The sequence below is a fragment of the Roseomonas sp. AR75 genome (genome assembly GCF_005222815.1).
Taxonomy (GTDB): Bacteria; Pseudomonadota; Alphaproteobacteria; order Acetobacterales; family Acetobacteraceae; genus Falsiroseomonas.
The window spans coordinates 694,037-717,072 of record NZ_STGB01000001.1 but is presented as its reverse complement, the minus strand read 5'-3'; the positions used below and the strand labels follow the sequence as shown (position 1 = coordinate 717,072).

Genomic DNA, 23,036 nt, shown 5'->3' with positions numbered 1-23,036 from the left:
GTGACGGCGCCGCAGGCGCCGGAGGAGGAAGCGGAAAGCCCCTTCTCCGGCGACCGCGCACCGTTGCCGCCGCGGTGGGACCTGATCACCGCGGCGGTGCTGCTGGCCTTCGGATTGGGCGTGATCGCGTTGGCCTGGCGGATGCCGACCTTCGTCGAGCAGTCGCAGACCGGGCTGACGGCACCGGGCATCGTGCCTGGCTTCCATGCCACCATCATCTCGCTGCTGGCGATCCTGTTGGGGCTGCGCGCCATCCGCCGCGGCGCCCTGGCGGCGCAGCCGGCGCGGGCGAAGCGGGCGGGCGGCGACACGCGGCGGCTGTTCACCGCGGCGGCGCTCGGCACGCTCTATGCCGGCTTTCTGGTCGGGCGGCTGCCCTTCTGGATGGCGACGGCGCTGTTCGTCTTCGCCTTCACCGCCGTCTTCGAATGGGAACGCGGGCCGAAGGGGCGGCCGCGCCGGCTGGCGGAGGCGGCGCTGATCGGGCTCGGCACCGGGCTGGCCGTGCTCTACGTCTTTGAACGCATCTTCCTGGTGCGCCTGCCTTGAGCGATCCGATCTCCATGCTCGGGGCGGGCTTCGCCCATGTGTTCGCAGGCGGCGCCGTGTTCCACGCCTTCTGGGCGGTGCTGATCGGCATCGTCGTCGGCGCGCTGCCGGGGCTGACCGCGACCATGGGCGTCGCGCTGCTGACCACGCTGACCTTCAGCATGGGCCCCAACGTGGCGATGCTGGTGCTGGTCTGCGTCTATGTCGGCGCGATCTATGGCGGATCGCGTTCAGCCATCCTGCTGAACATCCCGGGCACGCCGGCCTCCGCGGCCTCGACGCTGGATGGCTTCCCGCTGGCGCGGCAGGGGCTGGCGGGGCGGGCGATGGGCATCTCCACCCTCGGCTCCTGGCTCGGTACGCTGTTCGGCACGATGATCCTGGCGCTGTTCGCGCCGAGCTTCGGCGAGTTCGCGCTGCAATTCGGCAGCTACGAGATGTTCTGGGTGGCGCTGTTCGGCATCGTCATCGCCGGGTCGCTCTCGGGCGGCGATCCGCTGAAGGGCTATATCGCGGGCTTCCTCGGCCTGCTGGTCGCGACGGTGGGGCAGGAAGCGAACCACGCCTATCCGCGCTTCGCCTTCGGCAACACCGATCTTGCCGGCGGGCTTGGGCTGCTGCCGGTGCTGGTCGGCGTGTTCGGCGTGGCGGAGGTGCTGAACTCCATGCGCGGGCCGGCGGTGAAGGCCGTCAGTTCCAAGATGGACAGCGTCATCCCGCGCATCCGCGACGTGGCGCAGTATTGGCGCACCATCCTGCGCTCCGGCGGGCTCGGCACCTTCATCGGCGCCATGCCCGGCCTCGGCGAGGACATCGCCGCCTGGACCAGCTACGCCGCCGCCAAGCGCGCCAGCGCGGAGAAGGAGAAGTTCGGCAAGGGCAGCGTCGAGGGGCTGATGGCCGCCGAGACCGGCGAGAGCGCCTGCGTCCCCGGCGCGATCATCCCCGTGCTGACGCTCGCCGTGCCCGGCAGCGCGCCGGCGGCGGTGCTGATGGCGGCGATGATGATCCACGGGCTCAATCCCGGGCCGATGCTGGCGATCACCGCGCCGGAATTCATCTACCAGATCGTCGCGATGCTGATCGTCGCGGACATGGTGAAGCTGGTCTACGGCCTGGTGCTGGTGCGACCGCTGCTCTGGGTGCTGCTGATCCCGCGGGCGCGGCTGATGCCGGTGGTCTTCGTGCTGTGCACGGTGGGCGCCTTCGCCATCACGTCGCGCCTGTTCGACATCTGGGTGATGCTGGGCGCGGGGCTGGTCGGCTTCATCCTGCGGGAGCTGCGCTTCCCCATGGCGCCGCTGGTGCTGGGCATCGTGCTGGGCGACCTGCTGGACAAGAACCTGCTGCGCGGCCTGACGCTGACGGGCGGCGACATCACGCCCTTCTTCACCCGCCCGATCAGCGCGGTGCTGTGCGCGCTGACGCTGTTCGCGGCGCTGTGGTCCATCCCTGGCCTGTTCGGCCGGCTGGCCGCGCCGTTCCGGCGGGGCACCGCCGCATAGAAAAAGGGCGGCCCTTGCGGGCCGCCCTTGCTCCGTCTGCCGGTCGTGTTTCGGGTCAGCGTCGGGGCTGGGCCGCCGGCGCTGCACCCGGGGCGGCGCGCTCCGCATCGCGGGCGCGCAACGCCATCGCCCGCAGGAAGCCGTCCACCGACTCCGCCGTCACCGAGCTGTCGCCGAGATTCACCGTGATCTTCCCGATGCGCCCGGTGAAGGCGAACGGCACCTGGTAGTCGGCATCGTCCACCGGCGTGCCGGTGTCCATGCCGACATCGAAGGTCTCGTCCCAGGCGAAGGTGAAGGGCGTGGTCTTGGGCAGGGTGTGGCGCGCCACCTCCTGCCCGTTCACCGACAGCACGCCGGTGCCGCCATGGCCGAAGGGGATTGGCCCTTGCGGGTCCAGCGTAAAGTCGAACACCAGCGTGTGGCGCCCGGCCGGCAGCGCCTGCTGCCCTTCCCACTTCACCCGCTCGAGGTTGAGCAGGTTCATGGTGAAGACCGGCCTTCCTTCCTTCAGGTAGAAGCCCCAGCCCGCGAAGCGGCCGCCCTGCGTGACCAGCATGCCGCTCGCGCCGCCGGCCGCCACCTCGATCTCGGCGGTGATACGGTAGGAGCGGTTGAGGATGTTAGGCGCGGCATTCGCCTGGGTGCAGCAGGACGTCCCGGTATAGACGAATTGCGTGCGCCCCGCCGCCGGCCCCGGCCGCGGCGCGATCATGCGGGTCAGCGTGGAGTTGTCCAGTGGGAAGACCTGGTTCTGCGTGGCCTGCATGATGAAGAGCTCGCGCAGATCGCGCAGCCGGTCGGGCTGCTGGGCGGCGAGGTCATGCGCCTGGGATGGGTCCTGCGCCAGGTTGAACAGCTCCCAGCGCAGCCCGTTCATGACATCCGTCGGACGCGGCGCCAGGGAGTCCCAGGGCGGCGCCGGCGGCACCGTGCTGGCGATCCAGCCATCGTGGTAGATGGCGTAGTTGCCGAGGATCTCGAAATACTGGGTACGCCGGGTGGAGGGAGCGGCAGCGGCCTCGCGCGGGAAGCTGTAGGCCATGCTGGTGCCCGCCATCGGCCGCTGCGGGATGCCGTTCACCGAGCGCGGCTGCGGAATGCCCGCGACGTCCAGGATCGTCGGCACGATGTCGATCACATGGTGGAACTGGTGGCGGATGCCGCCGCGATCGGCGATGCGCGCGGGCCAGGACACCGCCATGCCGTTGCGCGTCCCGCCGAAGTACGAAGCGACCTGCTTGGTCCAGCGGTACGGGGTGCCGAAGGCCCAGGTCCAGCCGACCGCCATGTGGTTGTAGGTCTGGTCGGTGCCCCAGGCGTCGTACCAGCGCATCTGGCGCTCGGCATCCATGGCGACGCCGTTGAAATACATCACCTCGTTCGGCGTGCCGTTGAGCGAGCCCTCGGCCGAGGAGCCGTTGTCGCCACTGATGTAGATGATCAGCGTGTTGTCGAGCTGACCCAGGCGCTCGACTTCGGCGATGACGCGGCCGATCTCGTTGTCCGTGTAGGCCAGGTAGGCGGCGTAGACATTGGCCTGGCGGATGAACAGCCGCTTTTCGACATCAGAGAGCGTATCCCAGCGCTGCAGGAAATCGGGCCAGGGGGTCAGTTCGGCGCCGGCCGGCAGCACCCCGAGCCGCTGCTGGTTGGCGAAGATGCGCTCGCGCAGCTTCTCCCACCCGTCGTCGAACAGGTGCATCGCCTCGATCCGCTCCACCCATTCGCGCGTCGGGTGGTGCGGCGCATGGGTACCGCCGGGTGCGTAGTGGACGAACCAGGGGCGGTCGGGCGCGATCTCCGTCTGGGTCCTGACATAGCCGATGGCGTCATCGGCCATCGCGGTGATCAGGTTGAAGCCGGGATTGCCGACATAGGGATGGATCGGCGTGGTGTTGCGGAACAGGTTGCCGGGTTGCCACTGGCTCGTGTCGCCGCCGACGAAGCCATAGAAGTAGTCGAAGCCCATGCCGATCGGCCAGTTGGTGAAGGGGCCGGCGGTGCTCGCCTCCCACGGCGGCACGTTGTGGTTCTTGCCGAACCAGGCGGTGGCGTAGCCATTCTCCTGCAGGATCGCGCCAGCCGTCGCCGTCTCCCGCGGGATGATCGCATTGTAGCCCGGATAGCCGGTGGACAGCTCGGCGATGTTGCCGAAGCCGACCTGGTGGTGGTTGTGCCCGGTCAGCAGCGCCGCGCGCGTGGGCGAGCAGAGCGCGGTGGTGTGGAACTGGGTGTAGCGGAGGCCCGCCGCCGCCACCCGGTCGAGCGTCGGCGTCGGGATCACGCCGCCGAAGGTCGAGGGTGCGGCGTAGCCGACGTCGTCGGTCAGGATCAGCAGCACGTTCGGCGCGCGGGCCGGCGGCATCACCTGCGGCGGCCAGGCGGGGCTGCTGTCAACGGCGTTGGGAAGGATCGTCCCGGTGAAGGGCGGCGAGGGTGCGGGCAGTTGCAGCCCCTGCGGCGTCATCACCGCGGCCGGGGTGCCCGGCGTTCCCCGCACCACCTGCGCCGAGGCGGTCCCGGCCAGGGCCAGGCAGGCGGTGGCCGAAAGCAGCGTCCGGCGCGCAAATCCACCTTGAGATCGCATCATGTCCCCCTCTTGCCCGCGCACGGCACAACCCGCGCCTGGCAGCGCCGCCCACCGCCGCACATCCCACACGCGGCGGCCGGGCCGGTCATTCTCTTTCACTATCCACCCTGGGCAATTCGCTGTGACCGTCAGGCGGCGCGCGCCGCCTCGCTGCTGCGCGGCGCCCCGCGCGCCAGCGCGGCGTCCACCGTCACGGAAGGCGACTCACCGAACATCATGCGATAGTCGCGCGCGAAGTGGCCCAGGTGCCAGAAGCCATGCGCCAGGGCCACGGACTTCACCAGCGCCTTGCGATCGGCCGCTTGGCGCAGGGCGCGCCGCACCAGCACCAGGCGGCGCGTCTTCAGATAGACCTGCGGGCTGACACCCACGGTGGCGATGAAGGCGTCGTGCAGCTTGCGCAGCGAGACGCCGAGCGCTGCGCAGAGATGCTCGCGGTAGATCGGGCGGCTGATCTGGGCACGGAGGAAGTCCTCGGCCGCGCGAACCACGCGCTGCGCCTCGCGTGCCGCGCGGCCGCGCGGCAGCAGCACCGCCCCGCCGGTCATCGCCTCCAGCATCGCGTCGCCGAGCGAATCGGCCAGGCATTGCGCGCAGCCCGGCTCGAACAGAGCCTCCGGCATGCGCGCGGCCATCTCGGCGGCGGAGGACAGCATGTGCAGCAGGTCGGCTGCGGCAGCGGGCGGGATGGCGAGCACCGAAGCCTCCCCGCGCTCGCGGATCGCGGGCTGGGCAAGTTCGAGCCAGGATTCCATGCGCGAGGTCGGAACCGCCAGAGCGCCCCAGGCATGCCGCCCCGGGGTATGGCCGTTGAACTCCACGCCGCCCGGCGCGAGGAAGGCTTCCGTCGCCAGAACCTCCGACCCGTTCATCCGCGCCGGCCCATGCAGATACTGCAGCGGCACGACGAGCGCGGAGACGCCATGCGCCATGGCACCGCGCATCGCATGCGCCCCGTTTTCCCCATGCTGCACGACCATGTCGCCGACGCAAAGGATGCGAAGGCGCGCATGGAACGGGCCGCCGGGCAAGGCAGTGCAGTCGAAGCTTCCGCCCAGCAGCGAGGCTGCGAACTCGTCGTGGTCACCGGTGCTGAGATCGAAGCCGAGGGGTGGCGCGCCCTTAAAGGGAGACAGCATTGGGGATTCCTGAATAGCCGAGACGCCCTGCGCAGCTTGCACCTGCGAGAAGCATTTCAACGCCGCGCCGATTGGCGGTTCAAGCGAAACGCCGTGTAGCACCGGTCCGCCGCCTGCGTGCGCTTCGCCCAATACGGATACGATGTCGAGGTGCGCCAGCCCCGGCCCGCGGCTAGCCTCCCTGCATCGCCCGGCCCATGCCGGAGCCGAGTCGCGCGCGGGCGGGTTGGAGGGGTGGCATGTTGCAGCGGATGAGCGCCGACGGGATCGGCAGCGGGTCTCGCCGGAGAGGCAAGGCTGGCCTTGCCGCCGCCTGCCTCATGGCCGGGCTTGCGGCGGCAACGCCGGCAACGGCCCAGACCAGTGCCGCCGAGGGCTGGCAGTTCTCCATCACGCCCTACCTCTGGTTCGCCGGCGTCAGCGGCGACGTCGTCCTGCCGCGCGGCGGCACGCGCGACTTCTCGGCCGATTTCAGCGACATCTTCGACAGCCTGAAGTTCGCCGCGATGGCCACCGCGGAGGCGCGGCGCGGTCGCTTCGGCATCGTCGCGGACTTCATGTACCTGGACAACGAGCAGGGCTTCAATTCGCCGCGCAGCATCGCCGTGCGCGGCGGTGACGTGCGGCTGACCACCACCGAGGCCTCGCTGATCGGCCTGTATCGCGTGGTGCAGGATGACCGCTACTGGATCGATGTCGGCGGCGGCATGCGGGCCTGGTGGATCGACACGACGATCTCCGCGAACCAGGGCCTGCTCGCCGGGCGCTCCGCCGGCAGTTCGCCGAACTGGGTGGACCCGATCATCGCCACGCGCGCCCAGGTGCGGCTGAGCGAGAGCTTCTCGCTGGCCGGCTATGCCGATATCGGCGGCTTCGACACGGGATCGCAGCTCACCTGGCAGGCCATCGGGTCGCTCGACTGGGCGATCCGGCCGAACATCGTGGCGCGGGCGGGCTGGCGGTATATCTACATCGACTACAAGCGCGAGGATGTCGAACTCGACCTGGGCATGAGCGGCCCGTTCCTGGGGGTGACCTTCCGCTTCTAGAAGCTCATCCCGAGGCCGATCGAGTAGCCGGTGATGTTGTTGTCGGCGAAGAGGTAGCGCGCCACCAGTCGGACGCGCTGCAGGTTGATGCCCGCGGCGCCGAATTCGAGGCGGCCGGTGTCGAATTCGATGCCGCCGCCGACCTTCACCGCCCAGTCGAAGCCGATCGCTTCCCGCTGGTCGCCGAGATAGCCGGTGGCGCTGCCGTCCAGCACCCAGCGGATCGGGCGGCCGAACATCTCCCGCCCAGTTGGCCAGCGATAGCGGGCCCAGAGGCCGAGGGTCTGCGGCGTGGAGCGGCCCTGCACGCCTTCCGGCGTGTCGCCCACGGTCTGCAATTGAAGCTGCGTGTAGCGAAGCTCCACGTCGATGTCGCGCTCGGGACGGTAGTCGTAATAGGCCAGCATCAGCGCGCCGCCGATTCCGGCGACGTTGATGTGCCGGTCCGTCAGCAGGGCGATGTCGCGGTCGGTGCGGAGATTGATGAACTGGCCGAACAGCGTCGCGTCGCCGGCCGCATAGCCTGCCGCCAGGTTCACGATCGGACGTAGCCAGAGATTCTCCACCAGCTTGATGTCGTAGCCCACGCCGATGGTGGTGGCGAAGTTGTTCCAGCGTAGCGGGCTCGCCCGAGCCGCCTCACCAGTGCCGAACACCGCGCGCGGGTCGTAACGTGCATAGCCGGCATAGATCTCGAGCCAGAGCGGGAAGGACTCGCTGACGGTGAAGCCGAAGCCGAACTGGCTGAGCGTGAGGGTCTGGTCGCCTTGCTCTCCGCCGCTCGCGCTCGCGCGGTTGAGCTGGATGGCATTGGCGGAGCCGTCGGGGATCATGTTGTAGCCCATGAGGCCCAGCACGCCGCCGCGACGCGACTGCAGCCCCTGGCGGAACGCGTCCAGCCGCTCCTGAAGACGGTCGCCGAGCGTGGCGCCGCCGGAATCCTGCGCCGCAGCCGGCGGAGCGGCCAGGACAAGCGCAAGCAGAATCGCTGGCACGGAATCGCCGACGCGGCGCAACTCCAAGGTCCACCCCCACAGAGAGCGCCGCAAGAATGTCCGGGCCTCGGTCCCGGCGCAACGCCGGGAGCGCCGGAATCAGGTGCCGTGGGCTATGGCGACACCGGTTCCGGCATCGAAGAGGTGCAGCCGCGAGGGGTCGAAGGCCAGGCGGACGCCGTCGCCCTCCGCCACACGGGTGGCGCGCGGGTCCGCGCGGGCGACCACTTCCAGCCCGTCCGCCGCGCGGATCGTCAGGAACAGGTCGGCGCCCGAGAGTTCGGCCAGCGTCACGCGCAGCGGCGCATCGGGGTCCGGCAGCACGCCCACCGCCTCCGGCCGCACGCCGAGGCGCAGCGGGCCGCGGGCATCCAGCGCGCCGCGCGGCCGCCCGAGCGGGACGCGGCCGAGGGCGGAGGCGAAGGCCAGCTCCTCGCCTTCCGCGGACAGGCTGCCATCGAGGAAATTGGTCTCCCGGTCGCCGACGAAGTTGGCAACGAAGACATTGGCGGGGCGGTCGTAGATCTCGGCCGGCGTCGCGTATTGCTGCAGGCGCCCATGGTCGAAGACCGCGATGCGGGAGGAGAGCGTCATCGCCTCCGCCTGGTCATGCGTGACATAGACGATGGTGGAACCGATGGCGTGGTGCAGCGCCTTCAGGTCGCGCCGCATGCGGATGCGCAGGCGGGCGTCGAGATTCGACAGCGGCTCGTCGAGCAGGAACACCGTCGGGTCGCGCACCATCGCCCGCCCCAGCGCGACCCGCTGCTGCTGGCCGCCCGAGATCTCCTTCGGATACCGCGCGAGCAGCATGCCGATGCCGAGCACGCCGGCCACCTGCTCCACCTTCGCGCGGATCGCCGAGGCCGCCGGCTTCGGCTTTCGTGCTTCCAGCGGGAAGGCCATGTTCTCGAACACGGTCAGGTGCGGATAGAGCGCGTAGTTCTGGAACACCATCGCGATGTCGCGGCGTTCCGGCGGCAACGCCGTGACGTCGCGGCCGCCGATGCGGATCACCCCGGCATCGGCATCCATCAGCCCAGCCAGCAGGTTCAGCGTGGTGGACTTGCCGGAACCGGAGGGGCCGAGCAGTGAGACGAACTCGCCTTCCCGCACCTCCAGGTCCAACGCATCGAGCGCCACCACCTCGCCATAGCGCTTGGAAACGCCTTCGAAGCTCACCGCCGCCATCAGCCCTTCACCCCGCCGCCGGTGAGCCCGGACATGAAATAGCGCTGCAGGAACACGAAGACCGCGATGATCGGCACGATCGAGACCAGCGAGGCCGCCAGCAGCGGGCCCCATTCGCGGCCGTAGAAGCCCAGGTAGAAGTAGATTGCCACCGGGAAGGTGCGCACCTCCTGCGAGGAGGTCATGGTCACCGCCACGACGAAGTCGTTCCAGGCGAAGACCAGGATGAACAGCGCCGCCGCGACCAGGCCTGGCTTGGACAGCGGCAGCACCACCTTGCGCAGCGTGCGCGTGGGCGAGCAGCCATCAACCCGCGCGGCGTTCTCCAGTTCCACCGGCAGGGACATGAAGTAGCCGTAGAGCATCCAGATCGCCGCCGGAAGTTGGTAGGCGGTGTAGAGCAGCACGAGGCCAAGCCGCGTGTCGTACAGGCCGAGCACCGAGATCAGCGTGAAGGTAGGGACCAGCAGCGAGGCGATGGGGATGCTCATCACCGCGACGGTCGCCATCATGGTCAGGCTGCGGCCGCGGAAGTCGTAGCGTGCCAGCGCATAGCCGCCGAGCGCGCCGAGGATCAGCGTCAGCACCACCGTCGCCGCGGAGACAAGGCCGCTGTTCAGAATGTAGAAGGCGGCATCGTCCTGGAAGATGCGCGCGTAATGCTCCAGCGTCGGCTCGTCCGGCAGCAGGCGCGGCGGGAACTCCACGATCCGCTCGGTCGGCTTCAGCGAGGAGGAGAGGCCCCAGAGGATCGGGAACAGCGCGAAGCCGGCGATGAGCAGGTTCACCAGGCCGCGGCCGATGCGCCGGCGCAGGATCAGCCCGTGCATCAGATGCGCCCCGCGCGACGGAACAGCGCGAGCAGCACGCCGACAAGCAGCAGGTTGGCCAGGAAGACCATCAGCGCCAGCGCATTCGCCTGGCCCAGCAGATGGTCGCCGAAACCGAGGCGGAAGACCTTCAGCACCACGACCTCGGTCGCGCCGGAAGGGCCACCGCCGGTCAGGATCAGCGGGAAGGTCAGGATATTGACGAAGTGCACCAGCAGCCGGATCAGCGTGATCAGGATGGGGATGCGCATCAGCGGCAGGGTGATGCGGCGGAAGCGCATCCAGGCCCCTGCCCCGTCCACCCGCGCCGCCAGGTGCAGCGAAGGCGGGATCGCCTTCAGCCCCGCCAGCAGCATGATCATTGCGAAGGCGCCGTCGCGCCACATGGCGTTGTAGACCAGCGCCGCCATCGCCAGCTTGGGGTCGCCGAGGATCGACACCTCGCCGAGCCCGACCGGCCCGAGCGCCATCGGCGCCAGCCCGCCTTCCTGGCTGAACACCCACTTCAGCAGCATGGAGCCGACCAGCATCGCGATCATGTAGGGCACCAGCACCACGGCGCGCATCGCGGTGTTGAAGCGCCCATCGCGTTCCAGCCACATCGCCAGCGCGAAGCCCAGGATGAAGGTGAGGAACAGCGCGAAGAAGGCGAAGACCGCCGTCACCCAGAGCGCGTTCAGCACCTCTTCCGATTCGAGCAGGCGCGTGTAGTTCTCCAGCCCCGTGAAGCCACGGACGCGGAAGAAGCGCACGTTGTGCAGGCTGTACCAAAGCCCCACCAGCAGCGGCCCCAGCACCAGCACGAGTTCGAGCGCCAGTGCCGGCGCCAGCAGCCGGTAGGGAACGAAACGCTCGGAGCGACGCAAGCTACTGGCGGTCCTGCGTCGCGCGCTCGGCGATGCGCAGGGCCTCCATGACGGTGCGTTGCCCCAGTACGACCTGCTGCGTCGCAAGGTTGAAGTCCGCCAGCGTGCGCGACCAGGCGCAGGTGCTGGGCATGGAGTAGCCGGAGCGCGCGAAGAATTCCGCCATCTGGCGCAGATGAGCGTAGCGCTGCTCCTGCATCTCCGGCCGGGCGGCGATGGACTTCAGCATGGGCACCTGCTGGCCCGGCAGGTTCCACAGCGCCATCGAATCAGCGCTGGACATGTGGTCGATGAAGCGCACGGCTTCCCGCACGCGGGGTGAGCCGCGCCAGGCCACCCCGAACCAGCCACCAAGGATTTGCGGGCCGGGCCTGTCGGCGGTCCAGCCCGGTGTCGGCGCCATCGTCAGCGCGTCCTTGTTCCAGCCCGCGGCGGTGCGCTGGATCTGCTCGAAGCGCGAGTTGGCAATGACCTGCATGCCGTAGCGGCCGGCGGCGAACTGGTCGATCGCGTCGTCCGAGGTGGTTGCCACCGCCTCCCGTGGCGTGACGCGATGCTTCAGGATGAGGTCGGCCTGCCACTGGATGGCGCGCGCGACATCCGGCGTGGCCAGGCGGGCGCGGCAGCCATCGCCGAACAGCCCGCCCTGCAGGCCGACAGCGGCCAGGATGGCGGGCGTGAAGGAGAAGCGCTCCGTCGCAAGGCCCAGGCCAATGCCCCAGACATCCGGTTGGCCATCGCCATTGGTGTCCTTCGTCATCGCCTTTGCGACCTCCACCACGCCATCCCAGGTGCGGAGGTCCTCCATCGTCTTGCCGGCTGCCGCCAGCAGGTCGCGGCGCACCATCAGCACGGAACTGGTGGCCATCAGCGGCACCGCCTGCAGCTTGCCGTTCATGGTGGCGGCGCGGAAGGCGGCGGGCAGCACCTGGTCGTCGCGGCGCGATTGCGGCCAGGCATCCACCATCGGCTTGAGATCGGCCGCCGCGTCGGATTCGGCCAGCAGTGCCAGGTTCTGGTCGTTCACCCAGACGATGTCCGGGGCGTTGCGCGCATTCGCGGCGAGGACGAAGCGCTCCGCCATGGTGGTCCAGACCTGCGGCTCGACGCGCACGCGGAGGTTGGGGTTGGCCTGCTCGAAGCTGGCGATGATCTGCTTCAGCGCGGTCTCCCGCCCGCCCGGGCGGTTGGGGTCGAGGAAGGTCCACATGGTGATGGTGGTCGGCGACTGGGCGCTGCCGATGGCGGGCGCGGAGAGGGCAAGCGCCGTCCCCAGCGCGCCGCGTCGCGTGATGCGTGCCGTCATGCTCGTTCCCTTCCCTTCCCTGCCCGGGTCATTCGCCCGGGTCGAAATACTTGCGGCCGACGCGGTGGAAGTGCGCCTCCATCAGCGCGCGCGCCGCGGCGCCGTCGCGCGCCGCCAGCGCTTCCATCAGCTGCGCGCGCGTGACGAGGCCGGCACGCCAGCTCTCGGCATTCTCCACCTTCAGCCGCAGTGTCTCCCACATCGCGCCCTGACGCGCGCGCCAGAGTTCGCGCACAAGGCGGGAGAAGATCTGGTTGTGCGCGGCATCCACCAGCGCGACGTGGAAGACGCGATGCTCCTCCGCCGGGTTCTCGCCGCGCGCGACGAGCGCATGCATGCGGTCGAGGCTTTCCTGCAGCACCGCACGCTCGGCGGCGCCGGCGCGCTGGGCCGCCAGTTCGGCTGCCGCGCATTCCAGCGCGCGACGCGCCTCGAACTGCTCGAGCGTGCCGGGGCCGAGGTCGCGCCCCGTCGCGAGCGGGAAGACCGGCGTGGGGGAGAGGTCTGCGCGGACATAGGTGCCGTCCCCGACGCGCGTCTCGATCAGGCCGGCGGTCTCCAGCGCGATCAGGGCCTCCCGCAGCGAAGGCCGGCTGATGCCCACGCGCTCGGCCAGTTCGCGCTCGCCGGGCAGCCGCTTGCCGGGTGCGAAGGTGCCGTCGCGGATCAGCGCCTCGATCTGCTCGGCGATCTGCTCGTACATCCGTTTGGGGCGGATGAGGCGCAGCGGCGGCAGGTCCGGGCTTGGCCGAGGTGGCATGCCGCGAGGGTAAGGTTGGCCGGACTGGCCCGTCAACCGGTCTGACCAATTCCCTTGACGCGAGACTTCCCCAAGCGGTAAGCCTTGGCCCGCGACGCAGGAGGAACGCCATGCTGGATCACGCCGGAACCGCCATCCGCATCCGTCCGACCGGTGCGGCGCTCGGCGCCGATGTCGAGGGCGTGGACCTCGCGACTCTGTCGGATGCGGAGTTCGCGGTGATCCGCCAGGCCTGGCTGGACCACCTGGTGCTGCGCTTCCGCGACCAGACCATCGACGACCATGCCCATGTCGCGCTCGGCCGCCGCTTCGGCGAACTCGACTTCAACCCGGGCACGCGGCTGACCGGCAAGGTCTATGTCGAGGGCATCCCGGAGATCGTGAAGATCTCCAACATCATCGAGAACGGAAAGCCGGTCGGCGAACTCGGCGCCGGCGAGGCCGACTGGCACAGCGACATGTGCTTCATCGACACGCCGCCTTCGGCGAGCCTGCTGCGCTCACTGGAGATCCCGACCGATGGGGGCGGCGACACAAGCTGGATCAACATGGAAGCCGCCTATGCCGCGCTGCCCGATGACCTGAAGCAGGCCGTGGAGGGACGCAGCATCAAGCACGATGCGGTCTATGTCTCCTCCGGCAAGCAGCGGCCGGGCACGGTCGCGCCGGAAAGCGGCGACATCCGCGACATCGCCGGCGCCGTGCACCCGATCGTGCGGACGCATCCCGTGACGGGGCGCAGATCGCTCTATCTCGGCAAGCGCTTCAACGCCTATGTCATGGGGATGGAGGTCGCGGAGAGCGAAAAGCTTCTCGATGCTCTGTGGGACCACGTGATGAGTGGCGATTTCCGCTGGACGCAGCATTGGCGCGTCGGCGATCTGATGATCTGGGACAACCGCTGCACCATGCACCAGCGCGGCGCCTTCGACCCGAGCATGCGGCGCCTGCTGCACCGCGTGGTGGTGAAGGGCGAGAAGCCGGCCTGAAGGCCGGGGCTACACCTCGAAGAACGGCGTCTCCGCTTCGCCGCGCAGGCGGATGTCGAAGCGGAAGGCGCGCAGCCCTTCCGACTCGCCCTCCGGCGTGGCGATCAGCAGCGCGCGCCGGTCGGAAGGCACCAGCGCCAACACGGGATCGCCGACCGCCGCGGCATCGTCGAAGAACACGCTGGTCAGCACGCGGCGCATCAGCCCGCTGCCGAGCACGGTGACGTTCGCATGCGGTGCGCGCGCGCCGAGTCCATCCCGGAACCCGCCGGGCATGAGCGTGCGGAAGGCGTAGCGGCCATCCGCATCGGTGCAGGCCCGGCCCCAGCCCAGGAAATCCGGATCCGCCTCTGCCTCGCCGGCGAAGCGCCCGGCGGCATCGGCCTGCCACAGTTCCAAGACCGCATTCACGCAGGGCAGCCCGCCCTGCCGCGTGACGCGGCCGCGCAGCAGGACGGTCTCGCCGCGCCGTGTGGGTGCGGCGTCCGCCGAGATGCGCGTCAGGTCGTGGTCGGCCGCGCCGAAGAACTGCGCGGGAAAGAACGGCCCGATCGTCTGCTGCGAGGTGGGATGCATCCTCATGCCTCCGGAGTCGCGAGGCGGCCGCGCAGCACGATGTCATGCGTGAAGCCAAGGAAGAGATCGCCGACCGAGGGCGGCGGCAGGAAGCGCGCGATCATGCGCAACCGCGCCGCGTCATCGGGGATGGCGTTCAGGATGCGGTCCATCGCGTTCAGCGGATCGCCCGGGAAATACATCTGCGTCACCAGTCGCGCGAGGCAGGAGGGGCCATGCACCGAGAAATGCAGATGCGGCGGGCGCCACCATGTCTCCTCCACCGGCACGGCATAGGCGCCGGGCTTGATGGTGGTGAAGGCGTAGCGCCCATCCGCATCGGTCAGCGCGCGGCCATGGCCCAGGAAGTTGGGGTCGAGCGGCGCGACGCTGCCGTCATTCGCATGCGCATATCGGCCGGCGGCGTTGGCCTGCCACAACTCAACGACTGCGCCGGCGACCGGGCGGCCATCCTCGTCCAGGATGCGGCCGGAAACCTGCATGAGCTGGCCGATGGCGGGGCGGCCGGGCGTGGGCTCGGCCAGGTTCACGGCGCCTGGCACCAGCTTGCGATGCAACGCCGCCGGGCCCGCAAGGTCGGTGCGGCCCGGCAGGCGGCGGATCAGCGGCTGCGCGGGCGTATGCGTCCAGGTGTTCGGGTAGCCGGGCACGGGCACCACCGGCTCGATGCCGTCGGTTGCTGCCGTGTTGGGAATGGACATGGTCGCGCGTCCTTGGAGCGCCGCCAGTTTAGGGCTGGACCATGCGCGCGAAAAGGTCTTATGTCATAAGACTGGCCTTTTGGTCGAAACGGGAGGAGTTTCGCGTCCGCGATGTCGCGCCCTGACGAACCCGCGGCGATGACGCTGCACTGGTCGCCACGCTCGCCCTTCGTGCGGAAGGTGATGGTCGCCGCGCTTGAGCTCGGCCTCGCCGACCGCATCCGCACCATCCGAACCGTGGTCGCCATGCGCAAGCCGGCGCGCGAATTGCTGCCGGACAACCCGCTCGGCAAGATCCCGACGCTGGTGCTGGCGGATGGCAGCACGCTCTACGACAGCCAGGTGATCATCGAATATCTCGACAGCCTCGCCGGCGGCGGGACGCTGATCCCGCTGGGCGGCGATGCGCGCTGGCTGGAGCTGCGCCGGCATGCGCTGCTCGATGGTTTTCTCGACCTGCTCATCCTCTGGCGCAACGAGCGCGACCGTCCGCATCCCCTGCCCGACCTGATCGACGCCTTCGCGCTGAAGGCGGACGCCGTGCTGGCGGCGGTCGAGTCGGAGATCGGGGCAATCGCCGCCGGGCCGGTCGGCCTCGCGCAAATCACCGCGGCCATCGCCGGCGCCTATATGGACTTCCGTTTCGCCGACCTCGGCTGGCGCGATCGCTGCCCGCGCTTCTCGGCCTGGCAGCAGGGCTTCGCGCGGCGGCCCTCGATGCTTGCCACCCCGATCGTGGACGCCTGAACCACATGCCCGGCCCGCTTTCGCATATCCGCGTGCTCGATCTCGGCCGCATCATGGCCGCGCCCTGGGCGACGCAGATCCTGGCCGATCTCGGCGCCGACGTGATCAAGATCGAGCGGCCAGGCGCCGGCGACGACACGCGCGCCTGGGGCCCGCCCTTCCTGGCGGCGGAGGACGGCACGCCGACGAAGGAGGCGGGCTATTTCCTCTCGGTGAACCGCGGCAAGCGCAGCGTCACGCTCGACATCGCGAAGCCCGAGGGCCAGGCGATCGTGAAGCGCATCGCCGGGACCGCGGATGTCGTGGTGGAGAACTTCAAGGCCGGCGCGCTGGCGAGATACGGGCTGGATGCGGCCAGCCTGCGCGCGACCAAGCCGTCGCTGATCTACTGCTCCGTCACCGGTTTCGGCCAGGACGGGCCGCGCCGCGACCAAGCGGCCTACGACTTCATGATCCAGGCCATGGGCGGCCTGATGAGCGTGACCGGCGAGCCTGACGGCGCGCCGCAGAAGGTCGGCGTGCCCATCGTGGACCTGATGACGGGCATGTACGCAACCGTCGCGATCCTTGCCGCCATCGCCAATCGCGAGAAGACCGGCCAGGGCGAGACCATCGATCTCGCGATGCTCGACGTGCAGGCGGGCTTCCTGGCGAACCAGGCGATGAACTGGCTGGTCGGCGGCAAGGTGCCGCACCGCGCCGGCAACCGACACCCGAACATACAGCCGCAGGACGTGTTCCCCGCCAAGGACGGACACATCGTGCTGGCGGTCGGCAATGACGGGCAGTTCGTGAAGCTCTGCCAGGCCATCGGCCGGCCGGACTGGGCGAGCGATCCACGCTTCGCGCGCAACGCCGACCGCGTGCGCAACAACCCCGTGCTGACGCCGCTGCTGGCGGAACGCTTCGCAGATTTCACCCGCGCCGAACTGACGACGCTGCTGGACGCCGCCGGCGTGCCCTGCGGCCCGATCAACGCGGTGCCGGATGTGTTTGCCGATGCGCAGGTGCAGCATCGTGGCATGCTGCGGGAGTTGCCGCACCCGCTGGCCGGCCGCGTGAAGCAGGTGGTCAGCCCGATCCGCCTGCAGGACTCGCCGCTGTCTTTCGAGACCCCGCCGCCGACGCTCGGCCAGCACACGGCGGAGGTGCTGGCGGAACTCGGCATCAGCGAGGCCGAGCGCGCGGAACTGTCGAAGACTGGGGTGATCTGATGGCACCGCGAATCCCCCTGCCCGGCCGCGACGAGCTGGACGCCGCACAGCGCGAGGTCTGGGACAAGGTGGTTTCCGGCCCGCGCGGGCAGGTGATCGGGCCGCTGCGCGCCGCAATCCACAATGCCGAACTCGCCGGCCGCTGGTCCGCGATGGGCGAGGCGCTGCGGTTCAATACGTCCCTGCCCAAGCGGCTTTCGGAGTTGGCGATCTGCGTCACCGGCCGGCGCTGGAGCAGTCAGGTGGAGTGGTACGTGCATGCCCGCGTCGCCGCGGAGGCCGGCATCGCGCCGGAGATCCTGGAAGCAATCCGCGAGGGCCGCGCACCAGGCTTTGCCGATGCGCAGGAGTCGCTGGTCTACGAGTTCGCGCGGCTGTTGCAGCAGGACGGCAACGTGCCGGATGGGGTCTATGCCGCGGCGCGCGAGGCATTCGGCGTGAAGGGCGTGGTCGAGCTGACGGCGCTGATCGGCTACTACACGATGGTGTCGATGACCCTGAACGCGCATGGCGTGCCACTGCCCGAGGGCGTGGAGGAACCGCTTCGGCCGCCGGCCCAGGGCCTGTTCCCGCTGCCGCCCGCCAAGCCGCGGTAGGCGCGACCACTCGACTTCGAAGCAAAGGGAGGAAACCATGATCACCCGCAGAACCGCCCTCGGCGCCCTCGCCGCGCCGGCGCTTGCCGGCAGCGCCATCGCCCAATCCTTCCCCGACCAGCCGGTGCGCCTGATCGTGCCCTTCGCAGCCGGTGGGCCGGCCGACCTGATCGCGCGCACCATCGGCCAGGTGATGACCGAGAAGCTCGGCAAGCCCGTCGTGGTGGAATCGCGCCCTGGCGCCGGCGGCGCCATCGGCGTGGACGTGACCGCGAAGGCGCGCCCGGATGGCTACACGCTGGTGCTGGCCAGCAGCGGCGCCATCGTCATCCTGCCGAACCTGCGCAGCAACATGCCCTACGACCCGCTGCGCGACCTGACGCCGATCACGCAGGTGCTGGCGGTGCCGCAGATCATCTCCGTCGCGCCGGGCCTCGGCGTACGCACGCTGGCGGAGCTGGTGGCGAAGGCGAAGGCGGAACCGGGCAAGCTCGCCTTCGGCTCCGCCGGCATCGGTTCCTCGCTGCACATGGCGGGCGAGTTGCTGAAGCTGCGGGCGGGCATCGACATCATCCACGTGCCCTATCCCGGCGCGGCGCCCGCGGTGACGGACCTGCTCGGCGGGCGCATCCAGATCCTGGCGGCGGACGTGCCGGCGCTGCTCGGACAGGTGCGCGCCGGCGCACTGCAGGCGCTTGCGGTGACCTCGGAGGAGCGGCTCGGCATTCTGCCGAACGTGCCGACCGCCATCGAGGCCGGCGTGCCCGGTATGGTCAGCGAGACCTGGTACGGCGTGTTCGGCCCCGCCGGCATACCCGCCGATCGCGTCGCAGTGCTGGAAGGCGCGGTCATGGCGGCGCTGAACGATCCCGCCACGCGGCAGAAGCTGGTGGACCAGGGCGGGCGCGTCGTCGGCAGCAAGCCCGCCGATTTCGTCACCTTCATCCGCCGTACCCATGCGCAATGGGCCGAGGTCGTGCGCGTCACTGGCGCGAAGCTGGAGTAGGCAACATGCAGCGACGCAGATTGCTCCTTGCCGCGGCGGCACCGCCCGCCGTGGTCCTCGCGCGGCCGTCGCTCGGGCAGCCGGCCTGGGCGCCGAACAAGCCGCTGCGTATGATCATCCCGGTCACGCCCGGCGGCACCGCCGACACGGTGGCGCGGATGGTCGCGGACCCGATGGGCCAGTTCCTCGGCCAGACCGTGATCGTGGAGAACAAGCCGGGCGCGAACGGGCAGATCGCGGCCGTGCAGGTCGCGCGCTCGGCGCCGGATGGCTATACGATGCTGTACTGCCCACCGCCGATCCAGATCCTCAACCCCATGATGATCCGGAACCTGCAATACGACGCGATGAAGGATTTCACCTCCCTCGCGGCGTTGATCCGGTCGCCGAAGCTGCTGGTGGTGCGTCCGGATTTCGCGGCGAACAGCGTGGCCGAGCTGATCGCGATGGCGAAGGCGCGGCCGGGCGAGATCACCTTCTGCAGCTCCGGTATCGGGTCCTCGGCGCATCTGGCCGCGGCGATGTTCGCGCAGATGGCGGGGATCGAGCTGCTGCACGTGCCCTATCGCGGCACCGCGCCGGGGGTGCAGGACATCATCGGCGGCCGCATCGACTTCACGCTGGATACCGCCGCCTCGCTGATCCCGCTGGTGCGCGACGGGCGGCTGAAGGCGCTGGCGGTCAGCACGCGCGACCCCGCGCAGATCGCGCCGGAACTGCCGCCGATCGGCAGGACGCTGCCGGGCTTCCACGAGGCGTCCTTCAACTACCTCGTCCTGCCTGCGCGCACGCCGCGCGAGGCGGTGATGACGCAGAACGCCGCGGTCAACCATGCGCTGAACCATCCCACCGTGAAGAACCGCCTGGCGTCGCTCGGCTCCGAGCCGCTCGGCGGCTCGCCGGAGGATCTCGACCGCATGGTGCAGGAGGAGATCGAGCGGTGGCGCGGCGTCATCACGGCACAGCGGATCACCATCGAATGAAACTGTCGCGTCGCACCCTGATTGCCGCCGGTCTTGCGCTGCCCGCCGTGGCGCGCGCGCAGGCCTTTCCCAGCCGCCCGATCCGGCTGATCTGCCCCTTCGCCGCGGGCGGATCGGCTGATGCAAGCGCGCGCATGCTGGCGGAGCCGCTTGGCGCGGCGCTCGGCCAGCCCGTGGTGGTGGAGAACCGGCCGGGCGGCGGCGCCACCATCGGAGCGCAGGCCGTGGCGCGGGCGACGCCGGATGGGCACACGCTGCTCTACGGAACGCCAGGGCCGCAGATCATCAATCCCTGGCTGATGCGCAGCGTGCCGTACGACCCCGTGAAGGACTTCGCGCCGGTCTCCGGCTACAAGCGCGCACCGAACCTGCTGGCGGTGCATCCTTCCATCCCGGCGAACAATTTGGCGGAGCTGATCGCGCTGGCCAAGGCACGGCCGGGCACGTTGACCTATGCGTCCTCCGGCGTCGGCGCCTCCTCGCATCTTGCGGGCGAGATGCTGAAGTTCATGGCCCAGATCGACATCACGCATGTGCCCTACCGCGGCACCGGGCCGGCGCTGACGGACCTGCTGGGCGGCACCGTCAGCATGGCGCTCGACACGCTCTCCATCCTGTTGCCGCCGTCGCGCGCCGGGAACCTGCGCGCGCTCGGCGTCACCACGCCGCAGCGTTCGGCGCTGGCGCCCGAATTGCCGGCGCTGGCGGAGACGCTGCCGGGATTCGACGCCGCTCCCTTCAACTACATTGTCGCCACTGGCGGCACGCCGGCGCCGGTCATCGCGAAGCTGAACCAGGCGATCGTCGGCATCCTGAACGATCCCACCTACAAGGCGCGCATGCTCGCGCTCGGCGAGGAGCCGACGCCCTCCACGCCGGAGGAGCTGGCGGCGACGCTGGCGGCGGAGAGCGCGCGCTGGAAACGGGTGATCGAGGCCGCAGGGATCCGCGTGGAATGAGCGAACCCTTCGAGACGCTGAAGCTGGAAGTGGCGGATTACGTCGCCACCGTCACGCTGGACCGCCCGCCGGTGAACGCGATGAACCGCGCGATGCGCGAGGAGATCGTGCGCGTCTTCGACGAGCTGCACGACCGCGACGATGTCCGCGCAGTGGTGCTCACCGGTGCGGGCAAGGCGTTCTGCGCCGGCGCCGACCTGAAGGAACGCCCGAACATCGCCGGCAATCCCGGCGCCTATCCGCGCCACAACCGGCTGACCCGCGCGGTGTTCGACAGCGTGATGGAATGCGGCAAGCCGGTGATCGCCGCGGTGAACGGTCTGGCCATCGGCGCAGGCTGCGTGCTGGCACTCTCCGCCGACATCATCCTGGTCGCCGAGGAAGCCTATCTCTCGATGACGGAGGTGGATGTCGGCCTCGCCGGCGGCGTGAAGCATGTGCGGCGCCACTTCAGTGAATCCGATGCGCGGCTGATGATCTACACCGCGCGCCGCATGTCCGGGCCGGAGCTGCTGCGCATGAACGCGGCCTCGATCTGCCTGCCGCGCGACGCATTGCTGGCGGAGGCACGCAGGATCGGCGCGGAAATCGCCGCCAAGGTGCCGCTGGCGGTGCAGGCGGCGAAACGCAGCTTCCAGATCACCGAATACATGCCGCTGCACGAGGGCTACCGCTACGAGCAATCGCAGACCGTCGCCCTGGCCTCCACCGAGGACACGCAGGAGGCCTGGCGGGCCTTCGCGGAGAAGCGCAAGCCCGTGTTCAAGGGGCGCTGACATGGCACGCGAGACGCTGCTGCTTCTCTGCCCCATCCCCGCCGACCTGCGCGCTGCCTTCGCGCAGCACTACGACCTGGTGGAGGACAAGCCGGGCACGCCGCCGCCGGATGGCGTCCGTATCGCGGTCACCACGGCCATGGCGGGGCTGACGGACGCGCAGCTCGAAAGGCTGCCCGGGATCAGGCTGGTGGCAAGCCAGGGCACCGGGCTGGAGAAGCTCGATCTCTCGGCCGCAGCCCGCCGCGGCGTCGCCATCGCCTTCACGCCGGACGTGATGACGGAGGACGTGGCGGACGCCGCCATCGGCCTGATGTACGCGGCCGCGCGCCGCATCGCGCAGGCCGACCGCTTCGTGCGCGCCGGGCGCTGGGGACCGGAGCGCATGGCGCCCTCGATCAGCCTGCACCGCAAGAAGGTCGGCATCTCCGGCATGGGGCGCATCGGCCAGGCCATCGCCCGGCGCGCGGCGGGGCTCGGCATGGGTGTCGCCTGGCATGGCCCGCGCGCGAAGCCTGACCTGCCCTGGCCGCATGTGCCGGCGCTGCGCGACCTGGCGGCTGCATCGGACGTGCTGATCATGGCGGTGCCGGGCGGCAGCGACACCGACCGCATGGTGGATGCCGCCGTGCTGGAGGCACTGGGTCCGCGCGGCATCTTCGTCAATGTCGCCAGGGGATCGGTGGTGGACGAGCCGGCGCTGATCGCGGCGCTGGAGCAGGGCACGATCGCCGCCGCGGGGCTCGATGTGTATGCTCGGGAGCCGGCGCTCGACCCGCGCTTCCTCGCGCTGGAGAACGTCGTGCTCGCGCCGCATTCCGCGTCGATCACCTATGAGACGCGGCAGGCCATCATCGCGCGAATGCTGGGCGACATCGCCGCCTTCCGCGAGGGGCGCGAATTCCTGGACGCCGCAGCCGGCGCCGGATAAGCAGGCCGCATGCCGCTTGCCACCACCCGCCGGGAGTCGGCGCCGCCTGGGCTTGATCTCAGCCGCAGCGCGGTGTCGCGCTATATCCAGCTCGCCACGCTGTTCCGGCGCCGGATCGAGCAGGGCGCATGGCGGCAGGGGCAGCAAATCCCGACGGTGGACGAGCTTGCGGCCGAATGCGGCGTGGCGCGCGCGACGATCCGGCAGGCACTGGACCAGCTCGAACAGGAAGGACTGATCGAGCGCTTCCGCGCCAAGGGCACCTTCGTGCGCGGCACGCCGGCGAAGCGCCTGTGGTGCGAGGTGGAGACCGACTGGTCCGGCCTGCTGCGCTCCCGCGAGGGCGCCGAGATCGAGACGCTGTCCATCCGCCGCGACCTGCCGGCCACGGCGGTGCCGCCGGTCGAAATCGGCAGGCCCGCGGCGCTCTATCGCCACTTCCATCGACGCCACTGGCGCGACGGCCATCCCTTCCTGCTGGCCGACGTCTATCTGGACGAGCGCCTCGCGCCCAAGGTGACTGAGGAGGATCTGCGCACCAAGACCGCGCTGAAGCTGGTGGCGAGCCTGCCCGGTGTGAAGATCGGCGATGCGCGGCAGACGCTGACCATCGGCACGGCGGATGTGGAGACGGCCGCGGCGCTGCGGGTGCCGCTGAACGCGCCGGTGGCGCATGTGCGCCGCGCCGCGGTGGACCCGAGCGGCGTGCTGCTGCTGGTCGCCGACGGAGTCTACCGCGGCGACGTCGTGCGGATCGACATCAAGCTGCGCTGAC

The 23,036-nt window shown here is 69.9% G+C and carries 23 protein-coding genes; 13 read left to right on the top strand and 10 right to left on the bottom strand.

All coding sequences use genetic code 11. The annotated features are described in order from the left end of the window. The gene (locus tag E4T13_RS03295; protein WP_170984771.1) at nt 1–549 is read left to right on the top strand and encodes a tripartite tricarboxylate transporter TctB family protein; all 549 of its coding nucleotides are present in this window, start codon (nt 1–3) and stop codon (nt 547–549) included. Further along, complete coding sequence (locus E4T13_RS03290; protein ID WP_240790966.1) at nt 546–2,054, top strand: tripartite tricarboxylate transporter permease; 1,509 nt, start codon at nt 546–548, stop codon at nt 2,052–2,054. The genes E4T13_RS03295 and E4T13_RS03290 overlap by 4 nt, the downstream gene beginning before the upstream one ends. A gap of 55 nt (nt 2,055–2,109) precedes the next feature. Here the strand turns inward: E4T13_RS03290 and E4T13_RS03285 are convergent, their stop codons facing one another. Further along, nucleotides 2,110–4,647 (bottom strand): arylsulfatase, encoded by a 2,538-nt coding sequence (locus E4T13_RS03285; protein WP_137176802.1) that lies wholly within the window; start codon nt 4,645–4,647, stop codon nt 2,110–2,112. A gap of 128 nt (nt 4,648–4,775) precedes the next feature. Next, complete coding sequence (locus E4T13_RS03280; RefSeq protein WP_137176801.1) at nt 4,776–5,786, bottom strand: helix-turn-helix domain-containing protein; 1,011 nt, start codon at nt 5,784–5,786, stop codon at nt 4,776–4,778. A gap of 251 nt (nt 5,787–6,037) precedes the next feature. Here E4T13_RS03280 and E4T13_RS03275 point away from each other — a divergent pair, with 251 nt between their 5' ends. Then, nucleotides 6,038–6,835 carry a hypothetical protein gene (locus tag E4T13_RS03275; RefSeq protein WP_137176800.1) on the top strand — a complete coding sequence of 266 codons (798 nt, stop codon included), beginning with the start codon at nt 6,038–6,040 and terminating at the stop codon, nt 6,833–6,835. Here E4T13_RS03275 and E4T13_RS03270 read toward each other — a convergent pair. The 6 genes from E4T13_RS03270 to E4T13_RS30745 all read right to left on the bottom strand — a co-directional run bounded on the left by E4T13_RS03270 (nt 6,832) and on the right by E4T13_RS30745 (nt 12,783). Further along, nucleotides 6,832–7,830: a hypothetical protein gene (locus tag E4T13_RS03270; protein ID WP_137176799.1), complete on the bottom strand. Its 999-nt coding sequence runs from the start codon at nt 7,828–7,830 to the stop codon at nt 6,832–6,834. The two genes, E4T13_RS03275 and E4T13_RS03270, sit on opposite strands and share 4 nt — an antisense overlap. A gap of 99 nt (nt 7,831–7,929) precedes the next feature. After that, the gene (locus E4T13_RS03265; RefSeq protein WP_137176798.1) at nt 7,930–9,021 is read right to left on the bottom strand and encodes an ABC transporter ATP-binding protein; all 1,092 of its coding nucleotides are present in this window, start codon (nt 9,019–9,021) and stop codon (nt 7,930–7,932) included. After that, a complete protein-coding gene (locus tag E4T13_RS03260; protein WP_137176797.1) occupies nt 9,021–9,851 on the bottom strand; it encodes a carbohydrate ABC transporter permease in 831 nt (276 codons plus the stop codon). Before E4T13_RS03260 ends, E4T13_RS03265 begins: the two co-directional genes overlap by 1 nt. Beyond that, the gene (locus E4T13_RS03255; RefSeq protein WP_137176796.1) at nt 9,851–10,717 is read right to left on the bottom strand and encodes a carbohydrate ABC transporter permease; all 867 of its coding nucleotides are present in this window, start codon (nt 10,715–10,717) and stop codon (nt 9,851–9,853) included. Before E4T13_RS03255 ends, E4T13_RS03260 begins: the two co-directional genes overlap by 1 nt. A gap of 1 nt (nt 10,718) precedes the next feature. Then, nucleotides 10,719–12,023: an ABC transporter substrate-binding protein gene (locus tag E4T13_RS03250; protein ID WP_137176795.1), complete on the bottom strand. Its 1,305-nt coding sequence runs from the start codon at nt 12,021–12,023 to the stop codon at nt 10,719–10,721. A gap of 28 nt (nt 12,024–12,051) precedes the next feature. Further along, nucleotides 12,052–12,783, bottom strand: a complete 732-nt coding sequence (locus E4T13_RS30745; protein ID WP_137176794.1) for a FadR/GntR family transcriptional regulator — start codon at nt 12,781–12,783, stop codon at nt 12,052–12,054. 110 nt (nt 12,784–12,893) lie between these two features. Between E4T13_RS30745 and E4T13_RS03240 the strand changes: the two genes are divergently transcribed. Continuing rightward, nucleotides 12,894–13,772 (top strand): TauD/TfdA family dioxygenase, encoded by an 879-nt coding sequence (locus E4T13_RS03240; RefSeq protein WP_137176793.1) that lies wholly within the window; start codon nt 12,894–12,896, stop codon nt 13,770–13,772. A 9-nt stretch (nt 13,773–13,781) separates the two neighbouring features. On the opposite strand, the gene pcaG is transcribed toward E4T13_RS03240, so the two are convergent. Together pcaG and E4T13_RS03230 are read right to left on the bottom strand one after the other, a co-directional pair. Beyond that, nucleotides 13,782–14,348, bottom strand: coding sequence for a protocatechuate 3,4-dioxygenase subunit alpha (pcaG, locus tag E4T13_RS03235; RefSeq protein ID WP_170984770.1), 567 nt, complete (start codon nt 14,346–14,348; stop codon nt 13,782–13,784). A gap of 2 nt (nt 14,349–14,350) precedes the next feature. Then, nucleotides 14,351–15,049, bottom strand: coding sequence for a carboxypeptidase regulatory-like domain-containing protein (locus E4T13_RS03230; RefSeq protein WP_137176791.1), 699 nt, complete (start codon nt 15,047–15,049; stop codon nt 14,351–14,353). A 111-nt stretch (nt 15,050–15,160) separates the two neighbouring features. On the opposite strand from E4T13_RS03230, the gene E4T13_RS03225 reads away from it, so the two are divergent. Genes E4T13_RS03225 through E4T13_RS03185 form a run of 9 tightly spaced genes read left to right on the top strand, consistent with a single transcriptional unit; the run spans nt 15,161 to nt 23,035 of the window. After that, a complete protein-coding gene (locus E4T13_RS03225) occupies nt 15,161–15,796 on the top strand; it encodes a glutathione S-transferase family protein (protein WP_240790965.1) in 636 nt (211 codons plus the stop codon). Nucleotides 15,797–15,801: 5 nt separating this feature from the next. Further along, nucleotides 15,802–17,010: a CaiB/BaiF CoA-transferase family protein gene (locus tag E4T13_RS03220; protein WP_137176790.1), complete on the top strand. Its 1,209-nt coding sequence runs from the start codon at nt 15,802–15,804 to the stop codon at nt 17,008–17,010. Next, nucleotides 17,010–17,606: a carboxymuconolactone decarboxylase family protein gene (locus tag E4T13_RS03215; RefSeq protein WP_137176789.1), complete on the top strand. Its 597-nt coding sequence runs from the start codon at nt 17,010–17,012 to the stop codon at nt 17,604–17,606. The genes E4T13_RS03220 and E4T13_RS03215 overlap by 1 nt, the downstream gene beginning before the upstream one ends. A 37-nt stretch (nt 17,607–17,643) precedes the next feature. Beyond that, on the top strand, nt 17,644–18,612 hold the full coding sequence (locus E4T13_RS03210) for a tripartite tricarboxylate transporter substrate binding protein (protein WP_137176788.1): 969 nt from the start codon (nt 17,644–17,646) through the stop codon (nt 18,610–18,612). A 5-nt stretch (nt 18,613–18,617) separates the two neighbouring features. Further along, complete coding sequence (locus E4T13_RS03205; RefSeq protein ID WP_170984769.1) at nt 18,618–19,595, top strand: tripartite tricarboxylate transporter substrate binding protein; 978 nt, start codon at nt 18,618–18,620, stop codon at nt 19,593–19,595. Further along, nucleotides 19,592–20,554 carry a tripartite tricarboxylate transporter substrate binding protein gene (locus E4T13_RS03200; protein WP_137176786.1) on the top strand — a complete coding sequence of 321 codons (963 nt, stop codon included), beginning with the start codon at nt 19,592–19,594 and terminating at the stop codon, nt 20,552–20,554. Before E4T13_RS03205 ends, E4T13_RS03200 begins: the two co-directional genes overlap by 4 nt. After that, complete coding sequence (locus tag E4T13_RS03195; protein ID WP_137176785.1) at nt 20,551–21,330, top strand: enoyl-CoA hydratase/isomerase family protein; 780 nt, start codon at nt 20,551–20,553, stop codon at nt 21,328–21,330. The genes E4T13_RS03200 and E4T13_RS03195 overlap by 4 nt, the downstream gene beginning before the upstream one ends. Nucleotide 21,331: 1 nt before the next feature. Beyond that, nucleotides 21,332–22,261 (top strand): 2-hydroxyacid dehydrogenase, encoded by a 930-nt coding sequence (locus E4T13_RS03190; RefSeq protein ID WP_137176784.1) that lies wholly within the window; start codon nt 21,332–21,334, stop codon nt 22,259–22,261. 9 nt (nt 22,262–22,270) lie between these two features. Further along, the gene (locus E4T13_RS03185; protein ID WP_170984768.1) at nt 22,271–23,035 is read left to right on the top strand and encodes a GntR family transcriptional regulator; all 765 of its coding nucleotides are present in this window, start codon (nt 22,271–22,273) and stop codon (nt 23,033–23,035) included. Nucleotide 23,036: the final 1 nt, after the last annotated feature.

What these genes read in the sequence shown, in the direction of transcription:
- E4T13_RS03285 (WP_137176802.1), bottom strand. Translation starts at nt 4,647, where the DNA reads ATGATGCGATCTCAAGGTGGATTTGCGCGCCGGACGCTGCTTTCGGCC.
- E4T13_RS03280 (WP_137176801.1), bottom strand. Translation starts at nt 5,786, where the DNA reads ATGCTGTCTCCCTTTAAGGGCGCGCCACCCCTCGGCTTCGATCTCAGC.
- E4T13_RS03275 (WP_137176800.1), top strand. Translation starts at nt 6,038, where the DNA reads ATGAGCGCCGACGGGATCGGCAGCGGGTCTCGCCGGAGAGGCAAGGCT.
- E4T13_RS03265 (WP_137176798.1), bottom strand. Translation starts at nt 9,021, where the DNA reads ATGGCGGCGGTGAGCTTCGAAGGCGTTTCCAAGCGCTATGGCGAGGTG.
- E4T13_RS03260 (WP_137176797.1), bottom strand. Translation starts at nt 9,851, where the DNA reads ATGCACGGGCTGATCCTGCGCCGGCGCATCGGCCGCGGCCTGGTGAAC.
- E4T13_RS03250 (WP_137176795.1), bottom strand. Translation starts at nt 12,023, where the DNA reads ATGACGGCACGCATCACGCGACGCGGCGCGCTGGGGACGGCGCTTGCC.
- E4T13_RS30745 (WP_137176794.1), bottom strand. Translation starts at nt 12,783, where the DNA reads ATGCCACCTCGGCCAAGCCCGGACCTGCCGCCGCTGCGCCTCATCCGC.
- E4T13_RS03240 (WP_137176793.1), top strand. Translation starts at nt 12,894, where the DNA reads ATGCTGGATCACGCCGGAACCGCCATCCGCATCCGTCCGACCGGTGCG.
- pcaG (WP_170984770.1), bottom strand. Translation starts at nt 14,348, where the DNA reads ATGCATCCCACCTCGCAGCAGACGATCGGGCCGTTCTTTCCCGCGCAG.
- E4T13_RS03230 (WP_137176791.1), bottom strand. Translation starts at nt 15,049, where the DNA reads ATGTCCATTCCCAACACGGCAGCAACCGACGGCATCGAGCCGGTGGTG.
- E4T13_RS03225 (WP_240790965.1), top strand. Translation starts at nt 15,161, where the DNA reads ATGTCGCGCCCTGACGAACCCGCGGCGATGACGCTGCACTGGTCGCCA.
- E4T13_RS03220 (WP_137176790.1), top strand. Translation starts at nt 15,802, where the DNA reads ATGCCCGGCCCGCTTTCGCATATCCGCGTGCTCGATCTCGGCCGCATC.
- E4T13_RS03215 (WP_137176789.1), top strand. Translation starts at nt 17,010, where the DNA reads ATGGCACCGCGAATCCCCCTGCCCGGCCGCGACGAGCTGGACGCCGCA.
- E4T13_RS03210 (WP_137176788.1), top strand. Translation starts at nt 17,644, where the DNA reads ATGATCACCCGCAGAACCGCCCTCGGCGCCCTCGCCGCGCCGGCGCTT.
- E4T13_RS03205 (WP_170984769.1), top strand. Translation starts at nt 18,618, where the DNA reads ATGCAGCGACGCAGATTGCTCCTTGCCGCGGCGGCACCGCCCGCCGTG.
- E4T13_RS03200 (WP_137176786.1), top strand. Translation starts at nt 19,592, where the DNA reads ATGAAACTGTCGCGTCGCACCCTGATTGCCGCCGGTCTTGCGCTGCCC.
- E4T13_RS03195 (WP_137176785.1), top strand. Translation starts at nt 20,551, where the DNA reads ATGAGCGAACCCTTCGAGACGCTGAAGCTGGAAGTGGCGGATTACGTC.
- E4T13_RS03190 (WP_137176784.1), top strand. Translation starts at nt 21,332, where the DNA reads ATGGCACGCGAGACGCTGCTGCTTCTCTGCCCCATCCCCGCCGACCTG.
- E4T13_RS03185 (WP_170984768.1), top strand. Translation starts at nt 22,271, where the DNA reads ATGCCGCTTGCCACCACCCGCCGGGAGTCGGCGCCGCCTGGGCTTGAT.